The 26,418-nt window shown below is 53.1% G+C and carries 26 protein-coding genes and 1 tRNA gene; 13 read left to right on the top strand and 14 right to left on the bottom strand.

Annotation, left to right across the window (positions count from 1 at the left end; genetic code table 11):
- Positions 1–79 precede the first annotated feature (79 nt).
- Positions 80–226 (top strand): hypothetical protein, encoded by a 147-nt coding sequence (locus tag DG177_RS17755; protein WP_337658901.1) that lies wholly within the window; start codon positions 80–82, stop codon positions 224–226.
- Here the strand turns inward: DG177_RS17755 and surE are convergent.
- Both surE and serS read right to left on the bottom strand, forming a co-directional pair.
- Positions 214–981: a 5'/3'-nucleotidase SurE gene (gene surE / locus DG177_RS14835; protein ID WP_108813001.1), complete on the bottom strand. Its 768-nt coding sequence runs from the start codon at positions 979–981 to the stop codon at positions 214–216. The genes DG177_RS17755 and surE overlap by 13 nt on opposite strands.
- A gap of 98 nt (positions 982–1,079) precedes the next feature.
- On the bottom strand, positions 1,080–2,366 hold the full coding sequence (gene serS / locus DG177_RS14830) for a serine--tRNA ligase (RefSeq protein ID WP_108812192.1): 1,287 nt from the start codon (positions 2,364–2,366) through the stop codon (positions 1,080–1,082).
- 137 nt (positions 2,367–2,503) lie between these two features.
- Here serS and DG177_RS14825 point away from each other — a divergent pair, with 137 nt between their 5' ends.
- The 5 genes from DG177_RS14825 to DG177_RS14805 all read left to right on the top strand — a co-directional run bounded on the left by DG177_RS14825 (position 2,504) and on the right by DG177_RS14805 (position 6,612).
- Entirely contained in the window at positions 2,504–3,082 is a 579-nt protein-coding gene (locus tag DG177_RS14825; protein WP_337658900.1) for a hypothetical protein, read from the top strand.
- Between the two features lie 12 nt (positions 3,083–3,094).
- Positions 3,095–3,661 (top strand): hypothetical protein, encoded by a 567-nt coding sequence (locus DG177_RS14820; RefSeq protein WP_337658899.1) that lies wholly within the window; start codon positions 3,095–3,097, stop codon positions 3,659–3,661.
- Between the two features lie 789 nt (positions 3,662–4,450).
- Positions 4,451–4,861 carry an RNA polymerase-binding protein DksA gene (dksA, locus tag DG177_RS14815; RefSeq protein WP_337659038.1) on the top strand — a complete coding sequence of 137 codons (411 nt, stop codon included), beginning with the start codon at positions 4,451–4,453 and terminating at the stop codon, positions 4,859–4,861.
- A 220-nt stretch (positions 4,862–5,081) separates the two neighbouring features.
- Positions 5,082–5,492, top strand: a complete 411-nt coding sequence (locus DG177_RS14810) for a PilZ domain-containing protein (protein WP_108812191.1) — start codon at positions 5,082–5,084, stop codon at positions 5,490–5,492.
- Between the two features lie 79 nt (positions 5,493–5,571).
- Positions 5,572–6,612, top strand: coding sequence for a CoA transferase (locus DG177_RS14805; protein WP_108812190.1), 1,041 nt, complete (start codon positions 5,572–5,574; stop codon positions 6,610–6,612).
- Between the two features lie 12 nt (positions 6,613–6,624).
- On the opposite strand, the gene DG177_RS14800 is transcribed toward DG177_RS14805, so the two are convergent.
- The 3 genes from DG177_RS14800 to DG177_RS14790 all read right to left on the bottom strand — a co-directional run bounded on the left by DG177_RS14800 (position 6,625) and on the right by DG177_RS14790 (position 9,767).
- A complete protein-coding gene (locus tag DG177_RS14800) occupies positions 6,625–7,356 on the bottom strand; it encodes a response regulator (RefSeq protein WP_108812189.1) in 732 nt (243 codons plus the stop codon).
- The gene (locus tag DG177_RS14795) at positions 7,353–8,420 is read right to left on the bottom strand and encodes a sensor histidine kinase (protein ID WP_337658898.1); all 1,068 of its coding nucleotides are present in this window, start codon (positions 8,418–8,420) and stop codon (positions 7,353–7,355) included. Before DG177_RS14795 ends, DG177_RS14800 begins: the two co-directional genes overlap by 4 nt.
- Before the next feature lie 99 nt (positions 8,421–8,519).
- Positions 8,520–9,767 (bottom strand): DUF2891 family protein, encoded by a 1,248-nt coding sequence (locus tag DG177_RS14790; RefSeq protein WP_108812187.1) that lies wholly within the window; start codon positions 9,765–9,767, stop codon positions 8,520–8,522.
- A gap of 39 nt (positions 9,768–9,806) precedes the next feature.
- Between DG177_RS14790 and DG177_RS14785 the strand changes: the two genes are divergently transcribed.
- The 5 genes from DG177_RS14785 (at position 9,807) to DG177_RS14765 (ending at position 15,224) form a co-directional block, all read left to right on the top strand.
- A complete protein-coding gene (locus DG177_RS14785) occupies positions 9,807–11,237 on the top strand; it encodes an MATE family efflux transporter (RefSeq protein WP_108812186.1) in 1,431 nt (476 codons plus the stop codon).
- A 223-nt stretch (positions 11,238–11,460) separates the two neighbouring features.
- The gene (locus DG177_RS14780) at positions 11,461–12,840 is read left to right on the top strand and encodes a cell wall hydrolase (RefSeq protein WP_337658897.1); all 1,380 of its coding nucleotides are present in this window, start codon (positions 11,461–11,463) and stop codon (positions 12,838–12,840) included.
- A 120-nt stretch (positions 12,841–12,960) separates the two neighbouring features.
- On the top strand, positions 12,961–14,334 hold the full coding sequence (locus tag DG177_RS14775) for a class II 3-deoxy-7-phosphoheptulonate synthase (protein WP_108812185.1): 1,374 nt from the start codon (positions 12,961–12,963) through the stop codon (positions 14,332–14,334).
- A gap of 3 nt (positions 14,335–14,337) precedes the next feature.
- On the top strand, positions 14,338–14,571 hold the full coding sequence (locus DG177_RS14770) for a hypothetical protein (protein ID WP_108812184.1): 234 nt from the start codon (positions 14,338–14,340) through the stop codon (positions 14,569–14,571).
- Between the two features lie 101 nt (positions 14,572–14,672).
- Positions 14,673–15,224 carry a DUF4136 domain-containing protein gene (locus DG177_RS14765; protein WP_108812183.1) on the top strand — a complete coding sequence of 184 codons (552 nt, stop codon included), beginning with the start codon at positions 14,673–14,675 and terminating at the stop codon, positions 15,222–15,224.
- Between the two features lie 5 nt (positions 15,225–15,229).
- Here DG177_RS14765 and DG177_RS14760 read toward each other — a convergent pair whose 3' ends face one another.
- From DG177_RS14760 to DG177_RS14740, 5 genes are all read right to left on the bottom strand, one after another.
- Entirely contained in the window at positions 15,230–17,518 is a 2,289-nt protein-coding gene (locus DG177_RS14760) for a CHASE2 domain-containing protein (RefSeq protein ID WP_108812182.1), read from the bottom strand.
- A 63-nt stretch (positions 17,519–17,581) separates the two neighbouring features.
- Positions 17,582–18,949, bottom strand: coding sequence for a FecR family protein (locus DG177_RS14755; RefSeq protein ID WP_337658896.1), 1,368 nt, complete (start codon positions 18,947–18,949; stop codon positions 17,582–17,584).
- A 2-nt stretch (positions 18,950–18,951) separates the two neighbouring features.
- A complete protein-coding gene (locus DG177_RS14750) occupies positions 18,952–19,647 on the bottom strand; it encodes a response regulator (RefSeq protein ID WP_108812180.1) in 696 nt (231 codons plus the stop codon).
- A 265-nt stretch (positions 19,648–19,912) separates the two neighbouring features.
- A tRNA-Gln gene (locus DG177_RS14745) sits at positions 19,913–19,987 on the bottom strand.
- 93 nt (positions 19,988–20,080) lie between these two features.
- On the bottom strand, positions 20,081–21,178 hold the full coding sequence (locus DG177_RS14740) for a branched-chain amino acid aminotransferase (RefSeq protein ID WP_108812179.1): 1,098 nt from the start codon (positions 21,176–21,178) through the stop codon (positions 20,081–20,083).
- A 91-nt stretch (positions 21,179–21,269) separates the two neighbouring features.
- Here DG177_RS14740 and DG177_RS14735 point away from each other — a divergent pair, with 91 nt between their 5' ends.
- Positions 21,270–21,782, top strand: coding sequence for a MarR family winged helix-turn-helix transcriptional regulator (locus tag DG177_RS14735; protein ID WP_337658895.1), 513 nt, complete (start codon positions 21,270–21,272; stop codon positions 21,780–21,782).
- A 14-nt stretch (positions 21,783–21,796) separates the two neighbouring features.
- Here DG177_RS14735 and proC read toward each other — a convergent pair whose 3' ends face one another.
- From proC to DG177_RS14715, 4 genes are all read right to left on the bottom strand, one after another.
- A complete protein-coding gene (gene proC, locus DG177_RS14730; protein ID WP_337658894.1) occupies positions 21,797–22,609 on the bottom strand; it encodes a pyrroline-5-carboxylate reductase in 813 nt (270 codons plus the stop codon).
- 11 nt (positions 22,610–22,620) lie between these two features.
- Positions 22,621–23,127 (bottom strand): YbjN domain-containing protein, encoded by a 507-nt coding sequence (locus DG177_RS14725; RefSeq protein WP_108812177.1) that lies wholly within the window; start codon positions 23,125–23,127, stop codon positions 22,621–22,623.
- Between the two features lie 181 nt (positions 23,128–23,308).
- Positions 23,309–23,659, bottom strand: coding sequence for an accessory factor UbiK family protein (locus tag DG177_RS14720; protein WP_108812176.1), 351 nt, complete (start codon positions 23,657–23,659; stop codon positions 23,309–23,311).
- 37 nt (positions 23,660–23,696) lie between these two features.
- Positions 23,697–24,245, bottom strand: a complete 549-nt coding sequence (locus DG177_RS14715) for a tryptophan-rich sensory protein (protein WP_108812175.1) — start codon at positions 24,243–24,245, stop codon at positions 23,697–23,699.
- Positions 24,246–24,530: 285 nt separating this feature from the next.
- Between DG177_RS14715 and DG177_RS14710 the strand changes: the two genes are divergently transcribed.
- On the top strand, positions 24,531–26,360 hold the full coding sequence (locus DG177_RS14710; protein ID WP_108812174.1) for an ABC transporter transmembrane domain-containing protein: 1,830 nt from the start codon (positions 24,531–24,533) through the stop codon (positions 26,358–26,360).
- The last annotated feature ends 58 nt before the right edge of the window (positions 26,361–26,418 follow it).

The following is a 26,418-nucleotide window of genomic DNA, read 5'->3' as shown; positions in this document are numbered from 1 at the left end:
GGCCCCCTATTCTCCTCTTTCCTACAATGTACCAGATAGGTTATATCTGTGTGTTTCTCTGACATGAAGGACCATAGCTATGACCGAACAGCCCGCTCACGACAGTTTCACCGATATCCCTGCTGCTGAGGAGCTGGCGCGGCCCCGGGCGCGTAGCGAAGGCGACGGATGTCGCCAACCGGCGCCTGAGGTCCAACAAGAACCCTCTCCAACCTATCTATCGTAAAGCTTGCCCAGATCATCCATCGACTCATAATGGGTCAGGTCGAGGTGCAGCGGGGTAATCGAAATATAACCGTCTTCGATCGCCTCCAAATCGGTGCTGTGCGCGGGAGTCTCTACCATCGGTCCGAGGCCGAACCAGTGATATTCAAAGCCGCGCGGGTCGCGGTTACTGACGATTTGCAAGCGGCCATAATCGCGGATGCCTTGCGACACCACACGAATGCCTTTGACTTCACTGGCAGGCAGCGCCGGAAAGTTGATATTGACCAGAGTCCGATGATCCATGCTCTGTTTGATCAAGGGGCGCAACACACGTTCACCCCATTGCAATGCTGCCTCGAAAGGAACGTCATCGCCCATTTCACCGCGTGCATAAGCCTGGCTCAACGCAATCGAGGGAATGCCAGCGAGGGCACCTTCCATCGCAGCAGATACGGTGCCGGAATAGGTTACGTCCTCGCCCAAATTGGCGCCGCGATTGACGCCAGAGAGGATCAGATCAGGCGGCCCGTCTTTCATGATTTTCGCAACCGCCATCATCACACTGTCGGTTGGCGTGCCATCGACCGAATATTGCTGATCCCCGCGCTTGCGGATGCGCAAAGGGCGGGTGAGCGTCAGCGAATGGCCGGCTCCCGAGTTTTCATCAGATGGCGCGACAATCCAGATATCGTTGGAAAAATGCTGGGCAATATCGAGCAATACTTTCATGCCCGGGGCGTCAAATCCGTCGTCATTGGTCAGCAATATGCGCATCATCTTTCCTTTTCCCGTCATTCCTGCGAAAACTGGTATCTCTTCAAAGTCCGCGACCAATCCAACGAGATCCCAGCATTCGCCGGGATGACGATAGGCTAGCTGTCAGCAGGCTCCAGCTTTTCAAGCCCGCCCATATAAGACTTTAACGCTTCCGGAATTATGACACTACCGTCTTCCTGCTGATAGTTTTCCACAACTGCGACCAAAGTCCGCCCGACTGCTAGGCCGGAACCGTTTAGCGTATGGACGAATTGCGTGCCCTTTGTCTCACCTTCGGCCCGGAAACGGGTATTCATCCGGCGTGCCTGATAGTCACCGCAGGTCGAGACGCTTGAAATCTCGCGATAGGTGCCCTGTCCCGGCAACCAGACCTCCAGATCATAGGTTTTGCGCGCGGTTGCTCCCATATCACCCGTGCAGAGCAGCATTTTTCGATAAGGCAGTTCCAGCGCCTTTAAAATCGATTCCGCTGCTTCGGTCATCCGCAGATGTTCCGCATCACTATGATCGGGATGAACGATCCCGACCATCTCAACTTTTTCAAACTGATGCTGCCGGATCAGGCCTTTGGTGTCCTTGCCAGCTGAGCCTGCCTCACTGCGGAAACAGGAGGTCAGCGCGGTCAGTCGGATCGGCAATTGTGTCTCGCTCAATATCTGCCCGCGCACACTATTGGTCAAGCTGACCTCCGCCGTCGGGATGAGCCAGCGGCCATCGGTAGTCTGGAATGAGTCTTCGGAAAACTTGGGCAGCTGGCCCGTACCAAACATAGCCTCGTCCCGCACCAGAACGGGCGGCGCGCATTCCTGAAATCCGTTTTCGATGGTCTGCTGATCCAACATATATTGCCCGATTGCGCGCTGCAGTCGAGCCATTTGACCGCGCAGAAATGCAAAGCGGGCACCGGATATTTCAGCTGCAGTCTCAAAATCCAGGCCCAGCGGAACACCAATATCACTATGCTCTCGCGGTTTAAAATCAAAGCTGCGCGGAGTGCCCCAGCGTTCCACTTCGACATTATCATCTTCATCCGCACCTTCCGGGACATCGGTCTCGGGGAGATTGGGTAACCCGGCTAGAATATCTCGCAATTTACTGGCGACTGCTCGAGACTGCTCTTCCAAAGCAGGCAAACTACTTTTGAGTTCCGAAACCTCGGCCATCAGAGCTTGTGCAGTATCCTCATCGCCCTGACCTTTTGCTTTGCCAATCGCTTTGGATGCTTCATTCCGCCGCGCCTGCCCTTCCTGAAGCCGGGTCGCTAGGCTGCGATTCTCTTCGTCCAATGCCAAAATGGTTGCTGCCACAGGCTCGAAACCCCGGCGTGCTAAAGCAGCATCGAAATCGGCCGCGTTTTCTCTGATGGTTTTTAGATCATGCATGGGACAAGCCTATGCCGAGACACGTGCGTTGGTTCAAGTGCGGAGCTTGGTTTGCGCCACAAAAAAAGCGACCGGATCGCTCCAGCCGCTTTTCGATTTTATCCGGTCAGTCTGACGCTTAAGCAGCAACCGCTTTCTTGGCCTTGCGGCTGCGTGCAAACAAGGCTGCTGCCGCTGCGCCGAAGAGCAGGACGACTGGTGGCGCTGGAACCGGTGTTCCGCCAGTTGATCCACCAGTTGATCCGCCACTGCTCGCACCCGACGAGGTGCTGGAACTGGAACTTGAGCTGCTGCTCGAAGAACTAGAACTGGATGTACTGTTACCGCCAAAGCTCGATGATGTGCTGCTCGCTCCCGATGAGGTGGAGGTCGAACTTGACGATCCGCTGCTTCCCGAAGAACCGCTGCTGCCATTGGAGCCGCCGCTACTCGATGAAGAGCTGGATGAGCTGGAGCTCGAACTGCTCGATGAACCACCAGAGGATCCACTGCTGCCGGATGAACCTGAGCTACCCGACGAACCGGAACCTCCAGAAGATCCAGTGCTACCGTTCGAACCGCCACTGCTTGAAGAGCTTGACGAACTGCCCGAGGATGAACTCGAGCTGCTTGACGAACCGCCCGAAGACCCACTGCTGCCGGATGAACCTGAGCTGCCCGAAGAGCCACTGCTGCCGGTGCTGGTATTACCGCTGCTGGTTGAGGTTCCGGGGTGACCGCTGGAGGTCATGCCGCTGGAAGTCATACCGCTCGATGTCATACCACTCGAAGTGTTACCGCTGGAACTCGACGAACTTGATGAGCTACTCGATGAGGAGCTGGAGCTGCTCGACGAACTTGAAGAACTGCTGCCACCAGTGGAAGTGCTGACTCCGCCAGTCGAAGTACTAACGCCGCCGGTCGAGGTGCTGACACCACCAGTCGAAGTGCTGACACCACCGGTTGATGTACTGATGCTGCCAGAAGAGGTACTGGTCGAGCCACCCGTGGACGTGCTTGAAAAACCACCAGTCGATGTGCTGGTAGAGCCACCGGTACTAGAAAAACCGCCGGTTGAGGTGCTGGTCGAGCCGCCGCTGGTTGAACTGCCACCCGAGGAGGTGCTCGTAGAACCACCGCTGCTGGTCGAAGAGATCACCACAGATCCTCCACCGGAACCGCCACCACCAAAGAAACCGCCGAAGAAACCGCCACCGAAGCCGCCGCCATATCCTCCGCTGCCGCCGATGACGACAGGAACAGAACCACCGCCGCTTTCAAGCACAGGTATTTCGGGCAGAGGTGCCGGAATATAGGCCGGGGCCGGAAGCGGAAGAGGTTGTGGCTGTGCGATGGTCACCACGCTGGGCGCACAAGCCGTCACTGTCTTCGTGACGGTCCGCCGGGTGCGTTTCACCTTGCGTGCGGACTGCCCCCGTTTCAGGACGCGAGCCCGTACTTTCTTTTTCTTGTCGACCTTTTTGACATAAGGGGCTGCCGGCGCTTCTGAAACATGCACTGCACCGCCACCAATTAACGCTCCGCCGCAAGTACAGGCGCATAATTTTGCTAAAGCCATTCGAACCGACATAATATCTTCTCTCTTCCGCTCTAGAACCGACAGACTGGCCTGCAACCATATGCTGGCCGTCTCTTTCGGGTTCCGACATCCATCAAAAACGCAGATGAAGCGGCTAACCACAATTGCGTTAACCTTGTTTGGACCAAGAAATTCCGAAAATTCCTTATCAACCCCTATCCAAGCACAGTTAATGTCCCGAATTGAGACCATTTTTGTCGAACATCTTTCCCACCAGAGAGAAAAACTTGGCAAAATTGGTGGTTTAACAAAGATACCGAACCATCAGAACTTGTAGACAAAGACGGTTATTCGCGTGATTCTGTACGCTCAAGAGGCCCGAACAGGATTAATTTTTGACCCGTTGCACATTGCATCTTGTTTCAAACCAAAGCCAAGTTTATAGGCCCGCTCATAGCCGTTCCTTCGCCGACCTCAATTCGGGGTTGGGGGCAAATGTTGGAGAGTATATTTGGCGTCCTCAGCGAAAAATTCATCCGCCTCGGATAGTGGTTCAAAAGGCGAAATCGTGCTCGAAGACGATTATCGCCCCAGTGCCGACGAGGAATTTATGAACGAACGGCAGCTTGCTTATTTCAAACGCGCTTTGGAACATTGGAAGCAAGATATTATCGACGAGTCCAAGGAAACGCTCGCTCACCTACAGGACGGACCGATACAGGAAGCCGATTTGAACGATCGTGCATCCAGCGAAACCGATTGGGGCCTGGAACTGCGCACACGGGACCGTCAACGCAAGCTGACATCCAAAATTGATGCGGCCCTGCGACGGATCGAAGAAGGCGAATATGGTTACTGTCAGGTTACCGGGGAACCGATCTCGCTCGAAAGGCTGGAAGCCCGGCCAATTGCAACGATGAGTGTCGAGGCGCAGGAAGCCCATGAGCGCAATGAAAAAATCTCTCGCGATCAGTGATTTATCACTAGCCTGACGACTGGACTCAATTCCTGACATACAGATATTTCGTTTAGCGTTAACGCGGCAGACCCAAGCAGTCTGCTGGGGCTGTGTTAGTCTGTGTTTCCGTGGGACGACTTTCCTGACAATCTCCTACAGACATTAACCAATTTTCCATCTTTTCCGGCCTATTATCCATCCCAAGGAAGATAATTTTACATATATCCGCGGGAAGCACATGAAAGAACCATATGACGAAAATCTGGGTAAAAACGGCCAGACCAGTGGCCTACCCAAACGCGAGCTTGATCGGGACAGCCTATTCCTGAAGGCCACGTTGCGCTTCGTCAATGGTGATGACTGTGGCGAAGTACGGATTCGCAACTTGTCCGCTGGCGGGCTGATGGCTGAAGCACCGGTTATCGCAAAGCGGGGCGACAAGGTAGAACTTGAACTGCGTAATATTGGCCGCGTAACTGGCTATGTTGCTTGGGTTGCGCAAGGCCGTTTGGGGATCGCATTTGATCATCCGATTGATCCAAAACTGGCTCGCAAACCGGTAGGACAATCCAAACACGAGCTGCCTCACTATCTCAAGCAGCAAAATACCAAGCTGAGACCGCTTGGTCATGGACAACGTCCACGCTAGCAGCACTCATAAATCTACTTGATTAGAATCCAACGCCTGCATAGGACCGTTTAATCATCTGATTAAACAGGAGCAGGACATGGCTGGGCCATTGGCGGGAATCAATATTGTCGAATTTGCGGGCATAGGCCCGGGACCATTTTGCGGCATGATGCTTGCCGATCAAGGGGCCACAGTCACGGTCCTTCATCGTCCTGGTGGGGCGCCTGATGGCCGTCTCGCGCTCTCCCGCTCACGCAAACTCGTCGAGGTCGATCTGAAATCCGACGCTGGAATTCAACAAACCCGTGATTTGGTGAAGCAGGCCGATGGACTGATTGAAGGCTTCCGCCCCGGAGTGATGGAGCGCCTGGGCCTGGGGCCGGATGTGCTTTTGGCGGATAATCCCAAACTGGTTTACGGCCGGATGACAGGTTGGGGACAATATGGATCGCTCGCCCACGCCGCCGGTCATGACATCAACTATATTTCGATTTCGGGCGCACTCCACGCCTTTGGCCGCGCGGGCGAAAAACCGACACCCCCGATCAATATGGTGGGTGATTTCGGTGGCGGCGGGATGATGCTGGCACTCGGAATGGTTTCGGCCCTCCTCCATGCCAAAACTGGCGGCGAGGGGCAGGTTGTTGACTGCGCAATGACTGACGGATCGGCAGCACTGATGGCAATGATTTTCGACTTTCACAATATTGGCCAGTGGCGCGACGAGCGCGGCGTAAATCTTCTCGATACCGGCGCCCATTTTTACGACAGCTATGAAACGTCGGATGGCAAATATATCTCGATCGGATCGATTGAACCGCAATTTTATGCACAGCTACGCAAGGTGGCCGGGCTCGAAGAGGATACCGAATTTGATGCGCAAATGAACCCAAAATCATGGGAACCGCTAAAGCTAAAGCTGACCGCTTTATTCAAATCCAAAAGCCGTGATGAATGGTGCGCGCTGATGGAAGGGACGGATATTTGCTTCGCCCCTGTTCTGTCGCTGGCAGAGGCCAAACAACATCCACACAATGTAGAGCGCGAAACTTTTGTCGATGTCGGTGGCCATCTGCAGCCGGCACCGACCCCGCGTTACTCTGTAACGGTTTCCGACAAGCCCAAGCCGCCGTCCTGAACGTTTACCGAGTCAATTGCTAAAGGCCGCCATCACCGCCTTGACATAGCTCGGCCCGATCGTGAGCTGCGTGTCGTCGTTCAGCACTACAAATTTTCGGCGCCCCTTACGACGAATATCCCGCACAAATTCCCGGCGCACAGCAGTCGAACGGTGGATGCGCACGAACATTCCCCCTGGCAATCGTTCCAATAGTGATTGCATGGCTTCATGCACCAGATAGCTATGGCCCGGCGAACACAGACGCATATAGTCTCGGTCAGCGGCAATCCAGTCGATATCTGCGCTTCTGATCTGGACCGCACTGTTACCATCCTGCACCCAAATCCGATGAACGTTAGCCTGCGATTGGCCATTGGATGTCATCTGTCTTTTTCGCATGACCCGTCCAAAGGCCTCTTTGAGAAGGCCTTCCTTCACCGGTTTAAGCAAATAGTCTGCGGCATCAAAACGGAATGCTTCAACGGCATAGCGGCTATGAGCGGTCGTAAAAATTATCTCTGGCACCTGGTCGAGGTTCTGGCATTGCCTAGCCACATCGATTCCCGAGACATCGGGCATGTCGATATCGAGCAATAATATTTCCGGGCAGTTTTGAGCAATGATATCCAGCGCTTCCCGTCCGCAGCTGGCAATATTTATGCGGTCAATATTGTTCATCCGGCCACATAGCGACTCAATCCGGCTGCGTGCCAAAGGCTCGTCATCAACAATAAGGATGTTCAGCTTGTGATCCTCAATCATAGGCAATAGTCCCGAAAAATCTGCTGCTCGTCAGGGATAATGATCGTCGCCGCCGCCATTCCCTTTTTGTCATTTCCAGTGAATAGCGCTGCAGAAGGACCATAAAGCGCTGCCAACCGTTCCTTGATATTGGACAAGCCCGTTCCTGTTCCCTTAGCTTTGTCGTTCGCGGCAAGCATTCGGCCATCATTGGCAACTTCCAGTTTCAGACGCCCGGCGTCCCTGACGGCTGAGATCACGACCCGAACCGGGCCGCAGGATTGCGCAACGCCGTGCTTGATTGCATTTTCAACGAGGGGCTGAATGATAAGCGCAGGAATTTTCCAGGCGCGAACATCATCGTCTATCTGGACCTCGAATTTAAGGCGCTTGGGAAAACGGACTTGCTCAATTTCCAGATACCGAACTTGCTGTGCAATTTCCTGTTCAACGGTGATCATATCATCGCCATCGTCGTTCAGAACCGACCGCATATAATCCGCCAATCCATCAACCAGATTTTCAGCCCGGCCGTTCTTCTTGTCAATGATCAGACTGCTGACGGAATTGAGCGCATTAAAAACAAAATGCGGATTGAGCTGATAGCGCAGGGCTCGCATTTCGCTCTCTCGAGTAGCGCGCTCCAGATTTCGGCTGTGAATAAGAGCGACCTGCGTTTTCCGGCTATTGGCCATGGCCAGATAGAGACCGCCCCAACCGACCAAAATGAGATAGTCTACAAAAGCAGTATCGAAGAAATGCGACAAAGCCTCGCGCGAAGGTATATTATGCTCAAGGCTGATATGGTCGAGCATCGGCACAGGATAGGACTGAATCAGGTTGGTCAGATAGGCCACCCCGATAGCCAGGAAGATGGTCGGAATCGTCAATATGAACAGTGCTCGCCCGGTACTGTCACCCATTAAAATCAACAGGCGATACAAAGCCCATGTTACCGTCACTGAAATAGTTGCAGTGATCAGATAGTCCTCTAGATCATGTGTGTGATCCGGTGCGCCCCATAAAAGAGCTCTCAGTGCATTGACCACGAAATAGGCGGTCCAAACTCCAAAAATGCTTTTCATTGCCAGGTCGATATTGACCGGGAATATCCTATGCCAGAAAGGCGATACCTTTGGTGACAGATTTTCTGGGGTGGGGAGGAATTGCGTGGCCATAATAATCTATTGCGTCTCAGCCTCCTGTTCGTTCGATTTGCCATCATTTGGGGTATTTTCTGTTGCCGGCTGGCGGTTCAGGCCACGCTCCGTTCGCCAATAGGTGGCAAAACTAGCCAACCAGTGACTCCCCGCATAGTGCGGGGTACGGACGGATTTCTCTCCCGCATCACCATGTAACTTGGCCGCGGCCAGTAGCGCCGCCTTACGACGATCTGCCTCGGGCAAAGCGGTGGCAATGCCTTCCAACGCCCAGGCACGGGAAAGATTGACGCCATCAAGATGAACCAGCTTGCCATCGCTGGGGTCATTGACAATTCCGATAGCTAGCCAGTCACTGCTGCCATCTACCGGTATATCCGGAAGAAAGGCGGTCAACCATTCGGCAAATTCCGTATTGGACAATACGCGCCGCATCAGGTCTGCCTCCATAAGGCATGGTGAAAGAAAATCCTCGCCTGAAGGTTCATAGGCGAGTGGGCAATTGCGATCATCGCGGTGGAAGATCAGGCTCTTGTCCGCGATGAGCTGCTCCATCTGGCTGTCACTGCTCACCTTGGCCCAATCGAGGAACAGACCAAAGGCAAAGGCCGACTGATTGTGGGTACCTAGCCGGATTGGATATGCGAGTTTCGGAACCCAGGTCTTGATGCGGTTAGTGATGACCGATTCAAGTGGTGTCAGACGGTCCAACCAGACTTGTGCTTGCTGCGCCTTCGCGCCCTCCCCTGCGGAAATTTCCTTCAACTCTGCGGTAAGCTGCAAAAACCAGGCGAGACCATAAGGTCGTTCAAAAGATGCCCTGCCATCGCCATTGAAATAGCTCACTTCACCGGCAATCTTTGCCTCCGTGAAATTGGTCTCCAACGCGGAGGCTATTTCTTCGTCCATCTCTGGAACCGAGTCATTGCCCCACAAGCGAGTGAGCAACCAGTGGCCATGAACTGCACTATGCCAGTCAAAGCAGCCATAAAATACCGGCGTCAGCTTTACTGGTTCCTGCACCTCGACGGCGCTGTTCATAACGTGACTGATCTTGTTCGGATATTGCTTGTTGATGCAATCGAGAGCAATCCGAGCATAGGCGTGCTCCGGCTTCCGCGGCGACTGACTATTGTCGGCCGGATCGGGCGCAACATTTTTGCGCTCGAAATAACCCTGTTCTGATGAATCTCGCTGGCCGTCGTCACCATTTACCGAGCAGGCCGACACCAAAGTGGCTGCCAAGAATAAGGCATAAAACCGCACACGCATATTTTGCTCCCAAAATGACTGTTTAAGCATAGAGAGGATTTGACCGAATGGCAAAACGCTATAGGGCCCATATTCGATAGAATTTTACTGATTCCACCCAACATATTCATTTTTCAGGATCATATTATCGCGAGCCAGACCGCCATATTTCTAACCGGCAGCCCGATGCGACACATTACCGTTATGACTTTGACGGCAAGCATTGGGCTTCTGACTATGTTCATCGTCGATTTTGTCGATTTGCTCTATATTGCGCAGTTGGGCGATAGCGCCCTGACGGCAGCGATGGGATTTGCTGCAACCATCTTGTTTTTCGGTACGGCGTTCAACATCGGTCTCATGATCGCGGCCAGCGCCTTGGCGTCGCGGAAGATTGGGCAAGGCGATGTTGAATATGCGCGTCGGTATCTGACCAATATATTGGTGCTCAGCATGATGCTGATCATTCCGCTCGCGGTCATATTCTTCGTCTTTGCTCCGCAAATATTGGACCTTGCAGGTGCGAAGGGGACTACAAAGGAAGCGGCCACCGGCTATATCCGCATCGTCGCGCCTTTCATGCCATTCAGCGTGACGGCAATGGTCTGCTCTGGTTTTTTACGCGCGCATGGCGCGGCACGACGGGCCATGAATGTGACACTGAGCATGGGTATTACAAATGCCATACTCGACCCAATTTTTATCTTTGGTTTTGGTTTGGGCATTGATGGTGCAGCGATAGCAACCGCTTGTGCTGCCATTGTTTCTTCGATTTTGGCGGTTCTCCCGATCATCAAACATTATGGCGGCTTTCAAACGTTCACGTCCGTTCTGTTCCAAGAGGATTTGAAACCGGTCATGGCAATTTTATTACCTGCAATCATGACCAATGTCGCCACGCCGGTTGGCGGCTTTATCTCTTATCGCTTCATCGCCAGCTATCCTGACGAGGTCATCGCAGGGTTTGCGGTCCTGGGACGGGTTGTGCCTGTTGCCTTTTGCTTGCTTTTTTCGCTGTCTGGTGCGGTGGGGCCGATTATCGGTCAGAATTTCGGAGCGCTGAAATTTGACCGGATCCGCCTGACCATCAAGCAGGCCATGGGCTTCGCCTTTGGCTACACGCTTCTCATTTGGCCGCTCTTGTTCTTGCTCCAGGGGCCGATCAGTGACCTTTTCAATTTGCAGGGCGAAGGGCGCGATGTCTTTTGGCTTTTTGCGGTTTATCTAACCCCATTATTCTTCTTCAACGGTATGTTGTTTATCGCCAACGCCGCGTGCAATAATCTGGAGCGTCCAGCGTGGTCGATGATCATGAACTGGTTGCGCAACACGTTAGGAATATTGCCGTTTCTCTGGATTGGCGGAGCGCTGTACGGGCTACCAGGAATTGTCATCGGCCCCGCAATTGGTGGGGTCCTATTTGGTGTTATCGGCTACGCTATTTCCCGCCATCTGGTGAATATTCAGGAGGCGAATCACGTAAAACGCTAAACAGGCGTGGCCTGGCCAAGCGATTCGAACGTCTCATTTAATTCCGATATTTGCACAATTCCGGATTTCTCCGCAGAATTGCAGCGTTAACCATTTAAGGACTAAGCACCCCGCGTCCCATCTTGAAACAGCCGATTTTTGATCGGCGAAAACTCACAAGAAAGACTGTATTTCCAACCCTTTCAGCCCGTCTGGGCCATTGCAGGTGTTTCGGAAAATTTCAGTGCGTGTTCCTCCTCCCTATGTGCCGCAGCTTGGTGGCAGCAGTTCGGCTCTCGCCGGACCGGCGGGATATGTGCTTTCACCATCGCCGAAATCCCGGCCAGCATCGACTGCTTCTGCAAAGACAAAAAGACCGGATTCGGTTCATCCAGAAATGCCTGTTTCAACCGCAACCACCACTGAAGCTCCCAACTCGGCAGCCAAACGAACCTGGCGTCTGCCAAATTGGCTGATGCTGAATGTTCGCGAACGGATATTGCTGGGGTTATTGGTGTTCAGTCTGGCCATGGTGCCAGCGACCATGCCAAAGGCAAGTCTCGATGCGCAGCAATATGATCCCAGCGATCCCGAATTGCAGCCAGTCGAGCGAGCAGAGGAAAATTTTGCGGGTTCGGCATTTTACTTTATCGATCCCGGCTACGCGATTCCGCAGAACTACAGCGAATTAGCGATCGATCCGCTCGCCGAGACCGGTAAAGATGATCTCGGCCGCCTATTAACTAGCAGCGGCGGCACAGCAACCGCCAGCCGCGATCAAACAGCCTCGGCGCATCTGATCCGCCCGGTCGCTTTCAGAGCCTCGCTGACGGACAATAGTCGGGCGCTGCAATGCCTGACCTCGGCCGTTTACTACGAAGCCGGACTTGAACCCGATGCCGGGCAACGCGCTGTTGCGCAGGTCGTATTGAACCGGGTCCGCCACCCTAGCTATCCACGCACTGTTTGCGGGGTGGTTTTTCAGGGTAGCGAGCGAAGCACCGGATGCCAGTTTTCCTATACGTGTGATGGATCGCTGCGCCGCGTGCCGTCCAGATATCACTGGAACCGGGCCAAGAAGGTTGCAGCCCTGGCACTGTCCGGCAAGATTGCATCGCCAGTCGGCACCGCGACACATTATCACACGACAGAAATTTATCCCTATTGGGCACCCAGCCTGCGATTCCTCGGCACTATAGGCGCGCATCGTTTCTACAGTTGGAAGGGCAGTGCCGGTAAGGCCATCGCATTCAGCCAGAAATATCGCGGCGGCGAGCCCATGCCAGCACCCAAACCGCGTAAATATGATTCGCCACCGGCCTCTGCGCTAGACCCGATTGCCTTGGAAAAAGCCTATGAAGCCGGCCGTCTCAAGGCCCAGCAAGAAGCAGCAAGAGCTGAGAAAGCCGCGGCCATGGCTGCCGATAATGCCCGCCGACACAGCTTGCCGGCACCCGCCATCTCGGTTGGCAAGCCGAAGACTTATCAGGCACCGAATTACAGCAAAGAAGCCGCAAAAAAGGGCGGCGAAAAAGCTTTTGCTGGCCAGAAATTGCCAAATGTCAGCCAAATCAAGCCAAAATATCGTAATGCTGGCACCTGGAAAACAAAACCCGGTAGCTAGGCCGTTTGATAGGATGACTTGTTAGTTTCCAGCGCAACCAAACCGCGCTTTTGCTTGCCATTGCCCTTGAAACGCGACTAAAGCCACCCGATTTTAAGTGAAAGATATTGGAGTGCGCTTATGGCGACGAACTGGACGCCAAATGGTTGGAGAAATTTTGAAGGGCTGCAAATGCCTGACTATCCTGATGCAAGTAAGCTGGCAGATACCGAGCAGCTGCTCGGTACTTATCCGCCGCTGGTCTTTGCTGGCGAAGCGCGCAGCCTGAAGCAGGATCTGGCGGAAGTGGCAGAGGGCAAGGCCTTCCTGTTGCAAGGTGGTGACTGTGCAGAGAGCTTCGCGGAATTTCATCCTAACAATATCCGCGACACTTTCCGGGTCATTTTGCAGATGGCCGTGGTCCTGACATACGCATCAAAAATGCCGGTGGTAAAACTCGGCCGGATGGCGGGGCAATTTGCCAAGCCGCGTTCCGCACCGACAGAAACGCAGGATGGCGTGCAGATGCCAAGCTATCGTGGCGATATAATCAACGGGATCGAATTTGAAGAAGGCCGCCGGCAGCCGGATCCTGATCGCATGGTCCGCGCTTACAATCAGGCAGCCGCAACTCTGAACCTGCTTCGCGCTTTTTCAACCGGTGGTTATGCCAATTTACAACAAGTCCATGGCTGGACCCATGATTTCATGAGCCGCAGCCTCTGGGCCAAGAAATTCGAAGAAATGGCAGACCGCATCGGCGAGGCTCTATCCTTCATGGAAGCCTGCGGAATCAATCCAGATACCGTGCCACAACTCAAGGCGACCTCTTTTTACACCAGTCATGAGGCGCTTTTGCTTCCTTATGAGGAAGCGCTGACGCGGCAAGATAGTTTGACAGGTGAGTGGTATGACACCAGCGCCCACTTCCTTTGGATTGGTGATCGGACCCGCTTTGAAGGGTCCGCCCATGTTGAATTTTTGCGCGGGATAGGCAATCCTATCGGCATGAAATGCGGACCGTCACTGAAAGCCGATGATCTGTTAAAGATGCTTGATACCCTGAACCCCGCACGGGAAGCCGGTCGGATCACGCTGATTTCGCGCTTTGGTCATGATAAGATCGAGAGCGGTCTCGCACCATTGGTTCGCGCCGTAAAACAGGAAGGTCACCCGGTCATCTGGTCCTGTGACCCGATGCATGGCAATGTCATCAAGGCAGATAGCGGCTATAAGACCCGTCCGTTCGAACGCATTCTCGCCGAGGTTCGTGGCTTTTTTGCAGTGCACCGCGCTGAAGGCACTTTTGCTGGCGGCATCCATTGCGAAATGACGGGCCAGAATGTTACCGAATGCACCGGCGGCGCTGTTGCGATTACTGATGCGGCGCTCGGAGATCGTTATCATACCCATTGTGATCCGCGCTTGAACGCTGCCCAGTCGCTGGAGCTGGCATTCCTTTTGGCTGAAATGCTCAATCAGGAATTGTCTGATCGTGCGCGTGAGGCTGCATAGAAAATGGCAGAAAAAATCAAGCCGGAACGGATGCGGCCAGAGGATTATGCCGAAGGAGGATCACCGATGAGTCGTGGCGCTACTTATGTTCGTAAGGAAATTGTCAGCAAGGGCGTCGGCTTTGGTAGCGCGCTTGCCATTGCAATTAGTTTTACCACGCATAAATCAATAGTCTGGGCGATTATTCACGGCTTCTTCTCGTGGTTCTATGTCATCTATTTCGCTCTGACCCGCTAGATAGCAGGCAGTATCCTTCTGGGCTTTTGGCCTATTATCGTGACATTTCAAGCCGATGCCATTAGTGTTACGTTCGGTTACCAACGAGCCAGAGGACTGCTATGCACCGCCTTGTCATCTTGATGATCCCGATATTGGCCCTCACTGCAAGCTGCGGTGGCCCCATTGAAACACGCATTCAAACCGAAGCAGCGGCCGCTCTGCCTGCACAGAAACAATATAGCTTCACCGCCAAGCCGGAACAGAATAGCAAAACTTACGACAAGGCACGCAATCTGGTCGCTCAGGCACTAACCGGGAAAAATTTTGTAGCTGTCGAGTCAGCCTCCGTAATCGTTCATATTGCATTGGCCAACCGCCCGGCATCCATTGCCATGACGACAGGCGAAAAAGAGAATATTGTAAGAATAGCGGATCAAAAGGAGCAAAAATTTCTGCAGTCCTGCGAGGATTTTGAGCATCGCCTAACGATCAATATGATCAATAGCACGAACGGATCGACACTCTATTCGGGTACAGCTGCCGAATATCACTGCAACGGCACCTTTGACCAGTCTCTGCCCCATCTGATCGACGCAGCCCTTTCTGATCTCGGAGGTGCGAGCGCTAAGCCGCCCAACAGCCGGATACGCATACGGACCGGGATTGAGTAAGCCTGCTATTGCTCAGCTTCCGCCGGATCTGGAGCCAGCGGCAATAGAATCGTAAAGCATGCGCCGCCCTTCCTCACATTTTCTGCGCTTATTGTTCCGCCATGGCGTTCGATAACAGCCGCGACGAAGTTCAGGCCCAATCCGGCCCCTTTGACAATCCCTTTGGCGTCCGAATCGTCGCTGGCAAAGCGCTCAAATAACTGGTCCAGCATATCCTCTGCTATTCCGTCACCTTGATCCGCTATGGTGACCGATACAAAGGGCTGTCGATCGAGGCTGATTTTACGCAGCAACAGGCTGATCTCACTATTGTCGGGACTATATTTTATCGCATTGTCGATGAGATTAACGAAGGAGCGATAGAGGCTCGACGGCTCACCAATTATAAAGGCACCATCGGACTGATCGTCAACACGAGATTTAATCCCTCGCTGTTTCGCCAGCGGCCACAAGCTGTCATTGGCCTCGATCACCAGATCGGATAACAAGATATCCTCGCCGGAAAATTCGCTCGACTTGATCCGTGCCAGACCAACAAAATTGTCCGCCAACGCCAGCGTCCTGCGCGCATGGCCTTCAATCCTCTTGTTACTGTCCGTCGCATCTTGCCCATCGAGCAAGGCCAAAATCGCCGCCTGGGGCGACCGCATGTCATGTGACAGCAGCTGCAATACCTCTTCCCTTTCTTGTGCGGCATTAGCCACAGCGGTAATATCGGCAAGATAATGGATATGCCCGCGCAGTTCACCTTCATTGGAAAGAACCCGAGCCCGGCGCATCGCAAATACCTGATCGCTCGTGGACGTAAAATCGACATAATCATGTTCTCGCGCCTGCTGGTCCAGAGCCAGATAATCCTTCACATCACCAAGATCAGCGGGCGATACAAAGCGGGCCAGCATGTCATCGAGCGCCAAATCCAGTGCGCCATCTTCAAAGCCGGTCTGCGCCAGCTTGTTCACGAATTTCACCTGACCATCGAGGCCGGTAATGAACATCGGATCAGGCAGATTTGTCAAAGCATCGGAAATGAATCGGCGTAGATCGCGCACATATTTGATAGCATGAGCCAGTTCTTCGGCCTGCTCGGTCACCAGATCGACCGGTCCCAGCGGCGTCTGCAGAACCGGAATATCGGGCGTCTCCGACCGGTAGTTTTTCAATTCGTCACCCATGAAATCACTTGTCGCCTGCAATCGCCGCCACCCCCAGATAGGATAGACCAGCGCCAGACCAACCAGTGCTGCACCAGGTGCCAACCAAATTTCAAATGACAGAAGCAGAACACTAGATGCCAATATGATCGCTACGAGCGCAAGGGATACGAAAATCGTCGTCCGGGGACGCCAGCGCCAGAACCCGATCAGCAATATCCAGGTCGGGACGAGCGAAAGGATGATATGAAAGGATGGTGATGCTGGTGTGATGAATTGATCTGCCTGGATATCGTTGAGCATATTGGCCATGATTTCGACACCAGCCATAGTTCCGCCATCACCAAGTGGAACCGGGTGCTGGTCTCCCAAACCCTGTGCTGTGGCGCCTACCAAAATGATCTTGTCCTGCAAAAATGCGGCCGGGATCTCACCGTCGACGACAGCTGCATAAGCAATTTGCGAGAACGATCCACGACTGGCAAAAGGCATTAGCAGAGGCTGTTCACAATTATCTAACCGGTCGTAAACGGCAGAATTCTTGCCAAACGCACTGCGATAGATTTGCTCCATCAGATGCGGCCAGGTTGTTTCTTTGCTGTCAGAAGCTTCTCTCGTTCCGACAAAGCAAAGTGATGTTCTGCGTACGACACCGTCGCGATCAAATTGCAAGTTGACGTGGCCGACATCGGTTACCGATTGCCTCAACGGTGCAACCGGCTCTTTGATATCAAATTCAGTTCCATTGGTTCCCGGGAAAACAAAATGCAGTGGTAGAAAGAGGTTTTCGTTCTTTGCTGCGGCTTCCGCCAACGCTGCGTCCTCGTCAGCATTGCCGGGTTCGCTCAGCAATATATCAAATGCAACTGCTTTTGGCCGCGCATCCGCGAGAATATCTAGCAATTCCGCATGGCGCTCCCTCGACCAGGGCCATTTTCCGAACCGCGCCAGGCTGTCTTCATCTATCGCAATGATCAGAATCTCTTCCGATGCTTCGGGTCGATCGACGTCTGAAAGCCGATCGTACAGGAGATTGTCAAACCCAGACAGGCTATTCCAGTAGATCAGTGCGGTCACAACAAGGGATGCGACCAGTGCAACACCGGCCCATTCGATCCCAAGGCGGCGGCGCAGTTTCATTGTCAGTCAGCTCTCCAGATACAGCCCAGACAAAGACCTGGCTTGGCGTCGGCGCTTAGGCCCCTAGCCAGCCACCGTCAATTTTTCAAAATCGGTCCATTTTTGAAAAACGTCCTGATCTTCAGGATCATCAGAATATTGTGTCACCCCGACGCGCCAATAATACTCGCCATCGGGAAGATCTGACAAGGTAATCACATCTTGAGTCAGTCCGGCTTCATCAACAATCGGAATGTTGTTTTCATCGCCGAGAATGAGCTGAAACCGGTAGACTCGTTTACCGCTGCCAGCACCGGTCCATTTGAACCGGAATCCGAAATCCCCTTTGCCTGCGCTGCCGCTCAACGTGCTGAGTTGCCGTTTAAACGCATAGGTTGCTGGCATGCCTTCAAAACCGTCCTGACCAATGGCCGTGGCCTTGGCAAAATAACGCCCGTCCTCGATAGTTGGAAGACTTATGGTCGCATCGTCGGAAAGCTGCTCGGCAACGATATCGACAAAACCGGCATCAGTTGAAACGATCACACGATGCCCTGCCGCGGCTGGGCGTGGCGTAACAGCAAACTCCAAAATCTCTTCCGATTGTACTTTTGCCGGATCAATCAATTCTGGCGGAGATAACAGGTCTGCCTTGGCAATGTCCCCTGTAACGGATGCAGCAGCGCCAGTTCCGGCTGGAACTGCCACCGTCTGGCCATCTTCAAAACTGTCACCGGCAGCAACATCCACCGCCCCTTCGACTGTTTCTGAAAAGGCTGTGCCAGTAGCCCCATCGACACGGGTACGATAGTCTGTCCCCCGTACAGCCGAAACGGCAACCGGTGTCCGAACCCGATAACGATCAGCCTTTTTGTCAAATGGCGTAACCTTTGAACGCATCCGGCCGCTATCCACTGCCAATTCATAGTCGACACTGTCGGTCAACAAGATATGCCGAAGCCGCATAATGCGCATTTTGCTGTTAGACGGCATCGAGATACGCGATCCATCTTCGAGTTGAAGCGTAAGGAAACTGCCAGCCGACGTTGAAAGCCTGCTGCCCTCTGCAATCTCGAGACCTTGAACGGGTCTGATCGCCTGCCCATCGGCTGCAATCGCAACATTGCCTCTAAAAGCAGCCAGATTGGCTTCACTTCTGCGATACTTTAATAAACGAAAGGGAATGGATATTGTCTTGCCCACCGGAATAAAACGGGGGCTCGCGATGCGGTTAAGCCGCTGGACTGCAACATAGTCTGACCGTTTACGCAGATATTTTGAGGCCAGCGCAATCAATGTATCGCCGCGCTTGAAGGTATAATCTACCCGCGCATTATCTGTCGACGTCTGAGCTTGTGCGACAAGAGGTAAAACACAAACGGGGCTGAGTAAAAGAACGGCATAGAGGCGCAAACTGCTAAAGTAGTTACGCTTGGTTTTCCTATATACCATCGTCATACCCCGTTGCTTAGTGTCTCCAATCTATAGCCATAACCGAAAACTGTGAAAATCCGAAACCCGTTCTCAGGCGTCAGAGACAGTTTCGACCGAACCCTTGAAACATGCATATCCAGTGTGCGGGTCGCCAGATGCGCATTTGTCCGCCAAACCGTTTCCATTATGTAACGGCGCGACAACGTCCTGTCGCGATTGCGGAACATCAGATCGGTCAATTCAAACTCTTTGGCGGTCAAAGAAACCTCGGTCTCCTTGTGCCGGACCTTTTGTTCAATACGGTCAAGAATATATTCGCCATATTGCGCGGTTGTTTCCATGGCAACAGCACCGTTGCTACGCCGAAGGATCGCGTTTACCCGCGCAGCAATAACGCCGGGATCTTCCGGTTTGGTAATATAGTCATCGGCACCGGCGTTCAGCGCTTCACTGATATCCTGTTTAGCGGTCCGACTGGTCATCATGATCACGGGTGGACGGTCATCAACCGCTTCTTCCATCCATTCCAATATCTGGATGCCCGTTTTACCCGGCATATTCCAATCAAGGATCACCAGATCAAAAGTGTCTCGCAGCAGTGCAGTAGTCAGAGCGTTGCCTTCGGCAAACCCAACAAAGACATGGCCCTGCCCTTCAACAATATTTCCTAAAAATTCGACGATCGCGCTGTCGTCGTCAGCTATTGCTATACGCATTCATCTTCCCCGGAAGCGAACGACAAAAACATATTTGCCTTCGCTTATTGTAATTTCCCAACCCCGGGTATGTTTATCTCTATTTTATTGGACTTTACCAGAACTACGACATGTAATTTACATTCCTTTACATAAATCAAGGTGAAATCTGGCAAATCGGCGATGAAATTGAGATTGGTTCGAGGATATTCCCGTAAAGAGGCCTTGAATCGGGACGTCCACGACAGAATGATTGTCGCACTGCGATTCGTTTTCAATGATAGTTTGGTTGGGGTGGCAGGATTCGAACCTGCGCATGGCGGCATCAAAAGCCGCTGCCTTACCACTTGGCGACACCCCAATATTGGCCGCTTCATTCGTCAGCGAAGGGGCCTAATATCCAACTTACCTCAAAGGAGCAAGAGGCAGTTACAGCTAATTTCAGAACATTGATTTAGAACAGACGTTTCACCCAGCCATGCTGGTCTTCGACAAGGCCGCGCTGGATGTCTACTAGCCGCATTCGCAGTTTTTCGGTCAATTGGCCCGGGCCGCCACTACCAATGGTAAAATCACCGGATCCAGATCGGACAGTTCCCACAGCAGTCACGACAGCGGCTGTTCCACATGCAAAAGTTTCCAGCAATTTTCCGCTTGCCGCATCTTCGCGCCATTGATCAATAGAGTAAGGTTCTTCACTGACTGCCAAGCCCTCTTCACGGGCCAACACCATAATTGATTCCCGGGTGATTCCGGGCAAAATAGTGCCGGTTAGCGGCGGCGTGATCAGTCGGCCGTCATCCATCACGAAGAACAGGTTCATGCCGCCCAATTCTTCAACCCACCGTTGCTCGGCAGCATCAAGAAATACCACTTGATCACAATCCTGCGTAATCGCCTCTGCCTGCGCGACCAGGCTTGCAGCATAATTGCCACCGCATTTGGCAGCGCCGGTACCCCCCGGTGCGGCCCGACTGTAATCTTGGGACACCCAGATCGTTATCGCCGATGCGCCAGCCTTGAAATAGGCCCCTGCCGGTGATGCGATCACCATGTAGAGATATTCCTTTGCCGGTCTGACCCCTAGGAAGACCTCGCTGGCGAACATAAACGGCCGCAAGTAAAGTGATCCACCTTCGGCTGAAGGAAACCATTCGCGATCGATATCAACCAGCTTCTCAACCGACTGAAGAAACACTGCTTCTGGGAGTTCCGGCATCGCCATCCGCCGAGCGGAGGCCTGAAAGCGCCGGGCATTCTGCTCTGGCCGGAACAAAGCTGTCGTTCCGTCGGCAAGCCGATACGCTTTCATACCCTCGAATATTTCCTGAGCATAATGCAGGACCGAGGATGCAGGGTCCATTGGGATCGAACGGCGCGCTTCTATTTTGGCGTCGTGCCAGCCCTTACCTTCCGTATAACGGATGAGCGCCATATGATCGGTAAACAAGTTTCCAAAGCCAGGATTCTCGAGCAACTTGCTGCGATCCGCATCTGGGACCGGCGCGTTATTGGGCTCCACCAGGATTTCAAGACTGTCGTCGTCGGCCATATCCCGTCACTTTCACTATGCTCGTTGGAAGGATCAATCCCTGATCAGATTATCTTGCAATCCCCAAAGCAGCATGTCAAGATACGTCAACATGGCTGACATATCTCGCCCTTCTGCCTCTCCGGGAGCATCACCACTCTTCCTCCGCGAAGACGAAATCAGACGCGGCGTGGAATTGCTCTATTTTGGTTATACCCGCCTGACAAACGCGATTGATCAAGAGCTGGGCAAACAGGGACTGGGACGGGCCCACCACCGGGCGCTGTATTTTATTGCGCGCCAACCGGATCTGACGGTTGGAGAATTGTTGCGCTTACTAGCGATCACCAAACAGTCGCTAGGCCGTGTGCTCAAAGAATTGCATGACCGCGACCTGGTGGTAACCAAAACCGGATCATTAGATCGCCGACAAAAATTACTGAGGCTGACCGACAAGGGCGCAGCCCTGGAATCCGAACTGTTCGCCCAATTGCGGGAAAAGCTATCCGCTGCCTATGTTACAGCAGGGCAGGAATCGGTGACGGGATTTTGGCATGTACTGGAGGGACTAGTTCCGGAAAGCGATCGTCAGATGGTATTTGACCTGCGTAAAGAGAAAAGCTGACACCGAAAAAGCGTTCAGGCCTTTGCCTCTTCAGCCATTTCCCGGTTCCGCTCCATTGCCGCTTTCAGGACATCCTGGAGTAGCCCATTAATCCGGCCATCAGCATCCAGGACATCAAGCCCTTTGCGCGTGACACCATTGGGGCTGGCCACCTGATCCGCCAGCGAACCTGGACTAACATCTGATCCCGCGGCCAATGTTGCGGCGCCGTCGACCATCGCCAATGCGAGACGAGCGGCCTGTGCTTCATCCATTCCCAGCTGCGCTGCCGAGACCGCCAGCGCATCAATGAAACGAAACAAGAAGGCGGGGCCAGAGCCAGACAGAGCCGTGGCAATATGCATCTGATCTTCATTCTCCAGCCACTCAGGATTGCCAAGTGGAGAGAATAGCTGGTTCATTTGTTCTCTCAGATCATCATCGCCAGCCTCACTGATCAAGATCATTGGGGACTTGGCCACAGTGACTGCCATATTTGGCATCAACCGAATGATTTTGCCCGCTTCTGGAAAGGATTGACGCAAAATGTCAATCTCTGTTCCGGCAAGCACCGATATAATATGGCTGTTTCTACCGACTAGCGGAGCGAGCTCGGCCGCGACCTCATCAAGCTGGTAAGGTTTCATGGCCAGCATCACCAGATCCGGCGCTTTGCCTGCAGGATAATCAGGCCGCGATTGCAGTCCGCCTGGCAGCGGGGAAGAATGCGGTTTGATCACGGTGACCTTGTCGGCATTCAGTCCATTGTCGAGCCAGGCTTGCAGGATAGCGCCGCCCATATTGCCGCAACCGACAAACCAGATGCTGTCAAAGTTGTCGGCGATCATGGCTTTCTCCTCTAAGCTTCGCCCTGCGTGTCGATCATCGCATGTTCAATTGCATCCTGCGGACTTTTGTCGCTCCACAACACAAACTGGAAGACTGGGTAAAAGCGCTCCCACTCATCAATGGCCATATCAACAATTGTCTGAGCCTGGTCCAGACCCAGCATACCGCTGCCACCCAGCATGATCGCATGGCGAAACAACAATATATTATTTGTTGACCAGAGATCAAAATGACCAAGCCAAAGCTGCTCGTTAATCAATCCGAGCGACTCATAGATGGCGATTTTTTTATCGTCGGGAACGCGGATATCGGGAAGCAGCAACAATTGCAGCACGTGATCTTCGTTGCGCCAGATCGCCCGCAACTGATAGCTGGTCCAATTGCCTTTAATCTCAACCGAGATTTCTTCTTCGCTGACATGGTTGACCGACCAGCCGCGTGCTTCAAAAAAAGCGACCAGCATATCAACTGGCGGCGCCTCTTCCTGATCAAGCTCAGACCAAATATCGTCAAGCATTACGTTTCCACATCATGTGCATCTTTGCCCCTGCATTAAGCTCGTAGTGGCCCAGCCCATTAGGCAGAGCAAGGCAACGCTATGGCTTTGATCACATTGTTTGTGGGAAGACTGTGGATAATCACGACCGGCGATCAATCACAAAATCACCGGCCTGTTTTGGCACAATGACCGGTGTAGACTAGCTTTCAGATTTTGGAGGTGTGGTTTTCTTCGCCGCCGGCTTGCGGGCGACTGGCTTGCGAGCCGCTGGTTTGGCCGCCGCAGTCTTACGCGCCGTAGGCTTTGTTGCACCTGTCTTTTCCAGAGCATCGATACGTTTTTTCAAGGCATCTGCTTCCGCTCGAGCATTCGACGCCATTTCCTTCACGGCTTCAAATTCCTCGCGCGATACGAAGTCCATACCACCAACCCATTCCTTTGCTCGTTCCCGTGCGCCGGCCTCGGCTTCACGGCCAACGCCCGCAACGGTTCCGGCAAGGCCGTTCAGTACTTTGGAAAGGTCGTCGAAAAATCTGTTCTGGCTTTGCATGTCAATTACTCCGTCTGGGGGTCAGGCTATTTTGTCTTTATATCTGGGTACTGGCCGCAGGTACAACAAGAGTTTCAGCGCCAGGATTGAGGTCAACAATCTGTTTATTCAAAATTCCCGCGAAACACAGCCATGCCAGATAGGGAACCATAAGCCAGGCGGCGGCTTTGCGTATCCGCCCGAAAACCAGGGTCGTGATAAAGGCCATCGCAAAAATCGTGATCAGGAGCCAAAATGCAGCAGATATTTGATGCATGCCGAAAAATAGCGGCGACCAGAACAGGTTGAGTGCATATTGGATCAGAAACAGGACGATCGCGAGCCCGCGCAAAGGCGCTCCGCGCGCGTGCAAAATCATCGCAAGTGCAACTCCCATCATGATGTAAAGGATTGTCCAAGCGACACCGAACATCCAGCCAGGTGGCTGTGCTTCGGGTTTTACCAACGCCTGAAACCATCGATTTTCCTCGCCCGAACCCGCGACTTGCCCAGAGAGAAAGCCCAGCAGAACAATCACCGGAACGATGAATAAGGCCCATCGCAACAGCGACATGCGCAATTGGCCTTTGGATGCAATTTGATTCACGGTTTCATTTCCTTAAGCCACATATCCTGTCCGCCATACTGACCGTCCAGAACGAATCACACAGCGGAAAACCGCTACAATAGCTTGGTTTCTTAGGCAATTTCGAGCCGCTTTGCCAGCAACTTGGCAGCGGAGCAAATTTGGTAGCTGCGGGACTGAGGTGGTTGGCATTACGCGATTAAGCCCTATCTAGAATAGACCGGCTTGATTGCGCACAGGATTTTCCATCCACCAACAACCGCGATCAGGATTGTGACGTAAGGGTCGGACTGCTAAGGGCTTTTTATGAGTGAAATTACCAATGACAACGCCCCAGAAAAGGAGCAGTCAGACAACGATAAACCTCCGGCAAAGAAAATCGGCAATTTGCGGATGGTCTGGGACCGGGCAATTGGATATCCAAAACAGATAACCTTTGCCGCGATTGCGCTATTCGTTGCAGCCATGGCCACACTGGCGATTCCACTAGGCTTTAAGATGATCGTGGATGAAGGCTTTGTTGCGGATGCAACTGATGTTGCACCTTATTTTCAGGGCTTACTTGGAATTGTTGGGATTTTGTCCATTGCGACGGCCTTTCGTTTTTACTTTGTCAGCTGGCTTGGCGAGCGGGTCGTGGCGGATATCAGACTAGCTGTTCAGCGCAATCTGTTGCGCTTGGCTCCCGGTTTTTTTGAAGAAAACCGACCGTCTGAAATTGCTTCACGGATGACATCTGACACCGCGATTATTGAGCAAATTGTCGGAACCACCGTATCCGTAGCGCTGCGTAATATAGTGATTGGCATTGGTGGGATCATCATTCTCTTCATACTGGCGCCCAAGCTCACTGCAGGGCTTCTGATCGGTATTCCCATAGTCATTCTACCAATCGTTTTTATCGGTCGGAAGCTCACCAACGTATCGCGGTTCAGCCAGGATCGGGTTGCAGACGTTGGCGCTATGGTTTCTGAAACTTTGGGTGCGATGAAAATTGTACAGGCCTTCGGTCAGGAAACCAGAGAACACAAACGTTTTGAAGGAGCGGTGGAATCGACATTTGATACCGCGAAGCGCCGGATCAGATTGCGCGCCGCCTTAACTGCCGTGGTCATTGCGCTAGTGTTTACCGGTATCACTCTGCTGATGTGGCGCGGCGCTCTGGGTGTAGCCGACGGTTCGATATCCGGCGGTACAATCTTCGCTTTTGTTTTGATTGGCGGCCTTGTTGCCGGCGCTTTCGGGGCTTTGACCGAGGTTTATGGAGATTTGCTGCGCGGGGCTGGTGCTGCCGGTCGTTTGGCGGAACTGCTATCGGAAGAACCCGGGATCGCAGCACCTGCATCTCCGATTTCTTTGCCGGAACCACCACGAGGTCAAATCTCTTTTGACAATGTGACATTCGCTTACCCCACGCGGCTGGAGACTTCGGCGCTCAAGAATTTTTCACTAAAAGTATCACCAGGTGAAACTGTCGCTGTTGTTGGCCCGTCTGGCGCTGGCAAATCCACGCTGTTTCAACTCGCCCAGCGTTTCTATGACCCACAGGGCGGGAGCGTAAGAATTGATGGCGTCGCCCTGCCCTCTGCCGATCCTGCAGACATTCGTGAACGTATGGCGTTGGTGCCGCAGGATACGGTGTTGTTTGCAGCCTCTGCGCGCGATAATTTGCGCTATGGTAAATGGGACGCGACAGACGAAGAAATCTGGGCAGCGGCACGCGCCGCCAATGCCGAAAAATTCCTGCTGGAACTCCCAGATGGGCTCGACAGCTTTATGGGAGAAGCTGGAACGCGGCTATCTGGTGGTCAACGCCAGCGTGTTGCCATTGCCCGCGCATTGCTCCGTCAGACACCTATCCTGTTGCTTGACGAAGCAACATCGGCCCTGGATGCCGAGAGCGAGAAGCTGGTTCAAGATGCGCTAGAGCGGCTGATGCGGGATCGCACAACAATTGTTATTGCGCACCGCTTGGCGACCATAAGGTCTGCAGATCGTATCATAGTGATGGACGAAGGCCATATCGTCGAGCAAGGCGACCATGACAGTTTGATTGCTCAGAGCGGATTATATGCCAAACTTGCCGAATTGCAGTTTAACGGTGCAGAGCAATCAAAAGCTGCCGTGGCCGTTTAACCCGATGAACTCCTGGAGTTTCGATCCGGTTCACACAGTATTTGCATAGCTCTTTTAA

Origin of the sequence: Sphingorhabdus sp. Alg231-15 (assembly GCF_900149705.1) — a bacterium.
Taxonomy (GTDB): domain Bacteria; phylum Pseudomonadota; class Alphaproteobacteria; order Sphingomonadales; family Sphingomonadaceae; genus Parasphingorhabdus.
The sequence above is the reverse complement of the archived record's forward strand: the minus strand, read 5'-3'. Positions and strand labels throughout refer to the sequence as shown.

Coding starts and splice junctions, on each gene's coding strand:
- DG177_RS17755 (WP_337658901.1), top strand. CDS start 80: ATGACCGAACAGCCCGCTCACGACAGTTTCACCGATATCCCTGCTGCT.
- surE (WP_108813001.1), bottom strand. CDS start 981: ATGCGCATATTGCTGACCAATGACGACGGATTTGACGCCCCGGGCATG.
- serS (WP_108812192.1), bottom strand. CDS start 2,366: ATGCATGATCTAAAAACCATCAGAGAAAACGCGGCCGATTTCGATGCT.
- DG177_RS14820 (WP_337658899.1), top strand. CDS start 3,095: ATGCCGCTGGAAGTCATACCGCTCGATGTCATACCACTCGAAGTGTTA.
- DG177_RS14810 (WP_108812191.1), top strand. CDS start 5,082: ATGAAAGAACCATATGACGAAAATCTGGGTAAAAACGGCCAGACCAGT.
- DG177_RS14805 (WP_108812190.1), top strand. CDS start 5,572: ATGGCTGGGCCATTGGCGGGAATCAATATTGTCGAATTTGCGGGCATA.
- DG177_RS14800 (WP_108812189.1), bottom strand. CDS start 7,356: ATGATTGAGGATCACAAGCTGAACATCCTTATTGTTGATGACGAGCCT.
- DG177_RS14795 (WP_337658898.1), bottom strand. CDS start 8,420: ATGAAAAGCATTTTTGGAGTTTGGACCGCCTATTTCGTGGTCAATGCA.
- DG177_RS14790 (WP_108812187.1), bottom strand. CDS start 9,767: ATGCGTGTGCGGTTTTATGCCTTATTCTTGGCAGCCACTTTGGTGTCG.
- DG177_RS14775 (WP_108812185.1), top strand. CDS start 12,961: ATGGCGACGAACTGGACGCCAAATGGTTGGAGAAATTTTGAAGGGCTG.
- DG177_RS14770 (WP_108812184.1), top strand. CDS start 14,338: ATGGCAGAAAAAATCAAGCCGGAACGGATGCGGCCAGAGGATTATGCC.
- DG177_RS14765 (WP_108812183.1), top strand. CDS start 14,673: ATGCACCGCCTTGTCATCTTGATGATCCCGATATTGGCCCTCACTGCA.
- DG177_RS14760 (WP_108812182.1), bottom strand. CDS start 17,518: ATGAAACTGCGCCGCCGCCTTGGGATCGAATGGGCCGGTGTTGCACTG.
- DG177_RS14755 (WP_337658896.1), bottom strand. CDS start 18,949: ATGGTATATAGGAAAACCAAGCGTAACTACTTTAGCAGTTTGCGCCTC.
- DG177_RS14750 (WP_108812180.1), bottom strand. CDS start 19,647: ATGCGTATAGCAATAGCTGACGACGACAGCGCGATCGTCGAATTTTTA.
- DG177_RS14740 (WP_108812179.1), bottom strand. CDS start 21,178: ATGGCCGACGACGACAGTCTTGAAATCCTGGTGGAGCCCAATAACGCG.
- DG177_RS14735 (WP_337658895.1), top strand. CDS start 21,270: ATGGCTGACATATCTCGCCCTTCTGCCTCTCCGGGAGCATCACCACTC.
- proC (WP_337658894.1), bottom strand. CDS start 22,609: ATGATCGCCGACAACTTTGACAGCATCTGGTTTGTCGGTTGCGGCAAT.
- DG177_RS14725 (WP_108812177.1), bottom strand. CDS start 23,127: ATGCTTGACGATATTTGGTCTGAGCTTGATCAGGAAGAGGCGCCGCCA.
- DG177_RS14720 (WP_108812176.1), bottom strand. CDS start 23,659: ATGCAAAGCCAGAACAGATTTTTCGACGACCTTTCCAAAGTACTGAAC.
- DG177_RS14710 (WP_108812174.1), top strand. CDS start 24,531: ATGAGTGAAATTACCAATGACAACGCCCCAGAAAAGGAGCAGTCAGAC.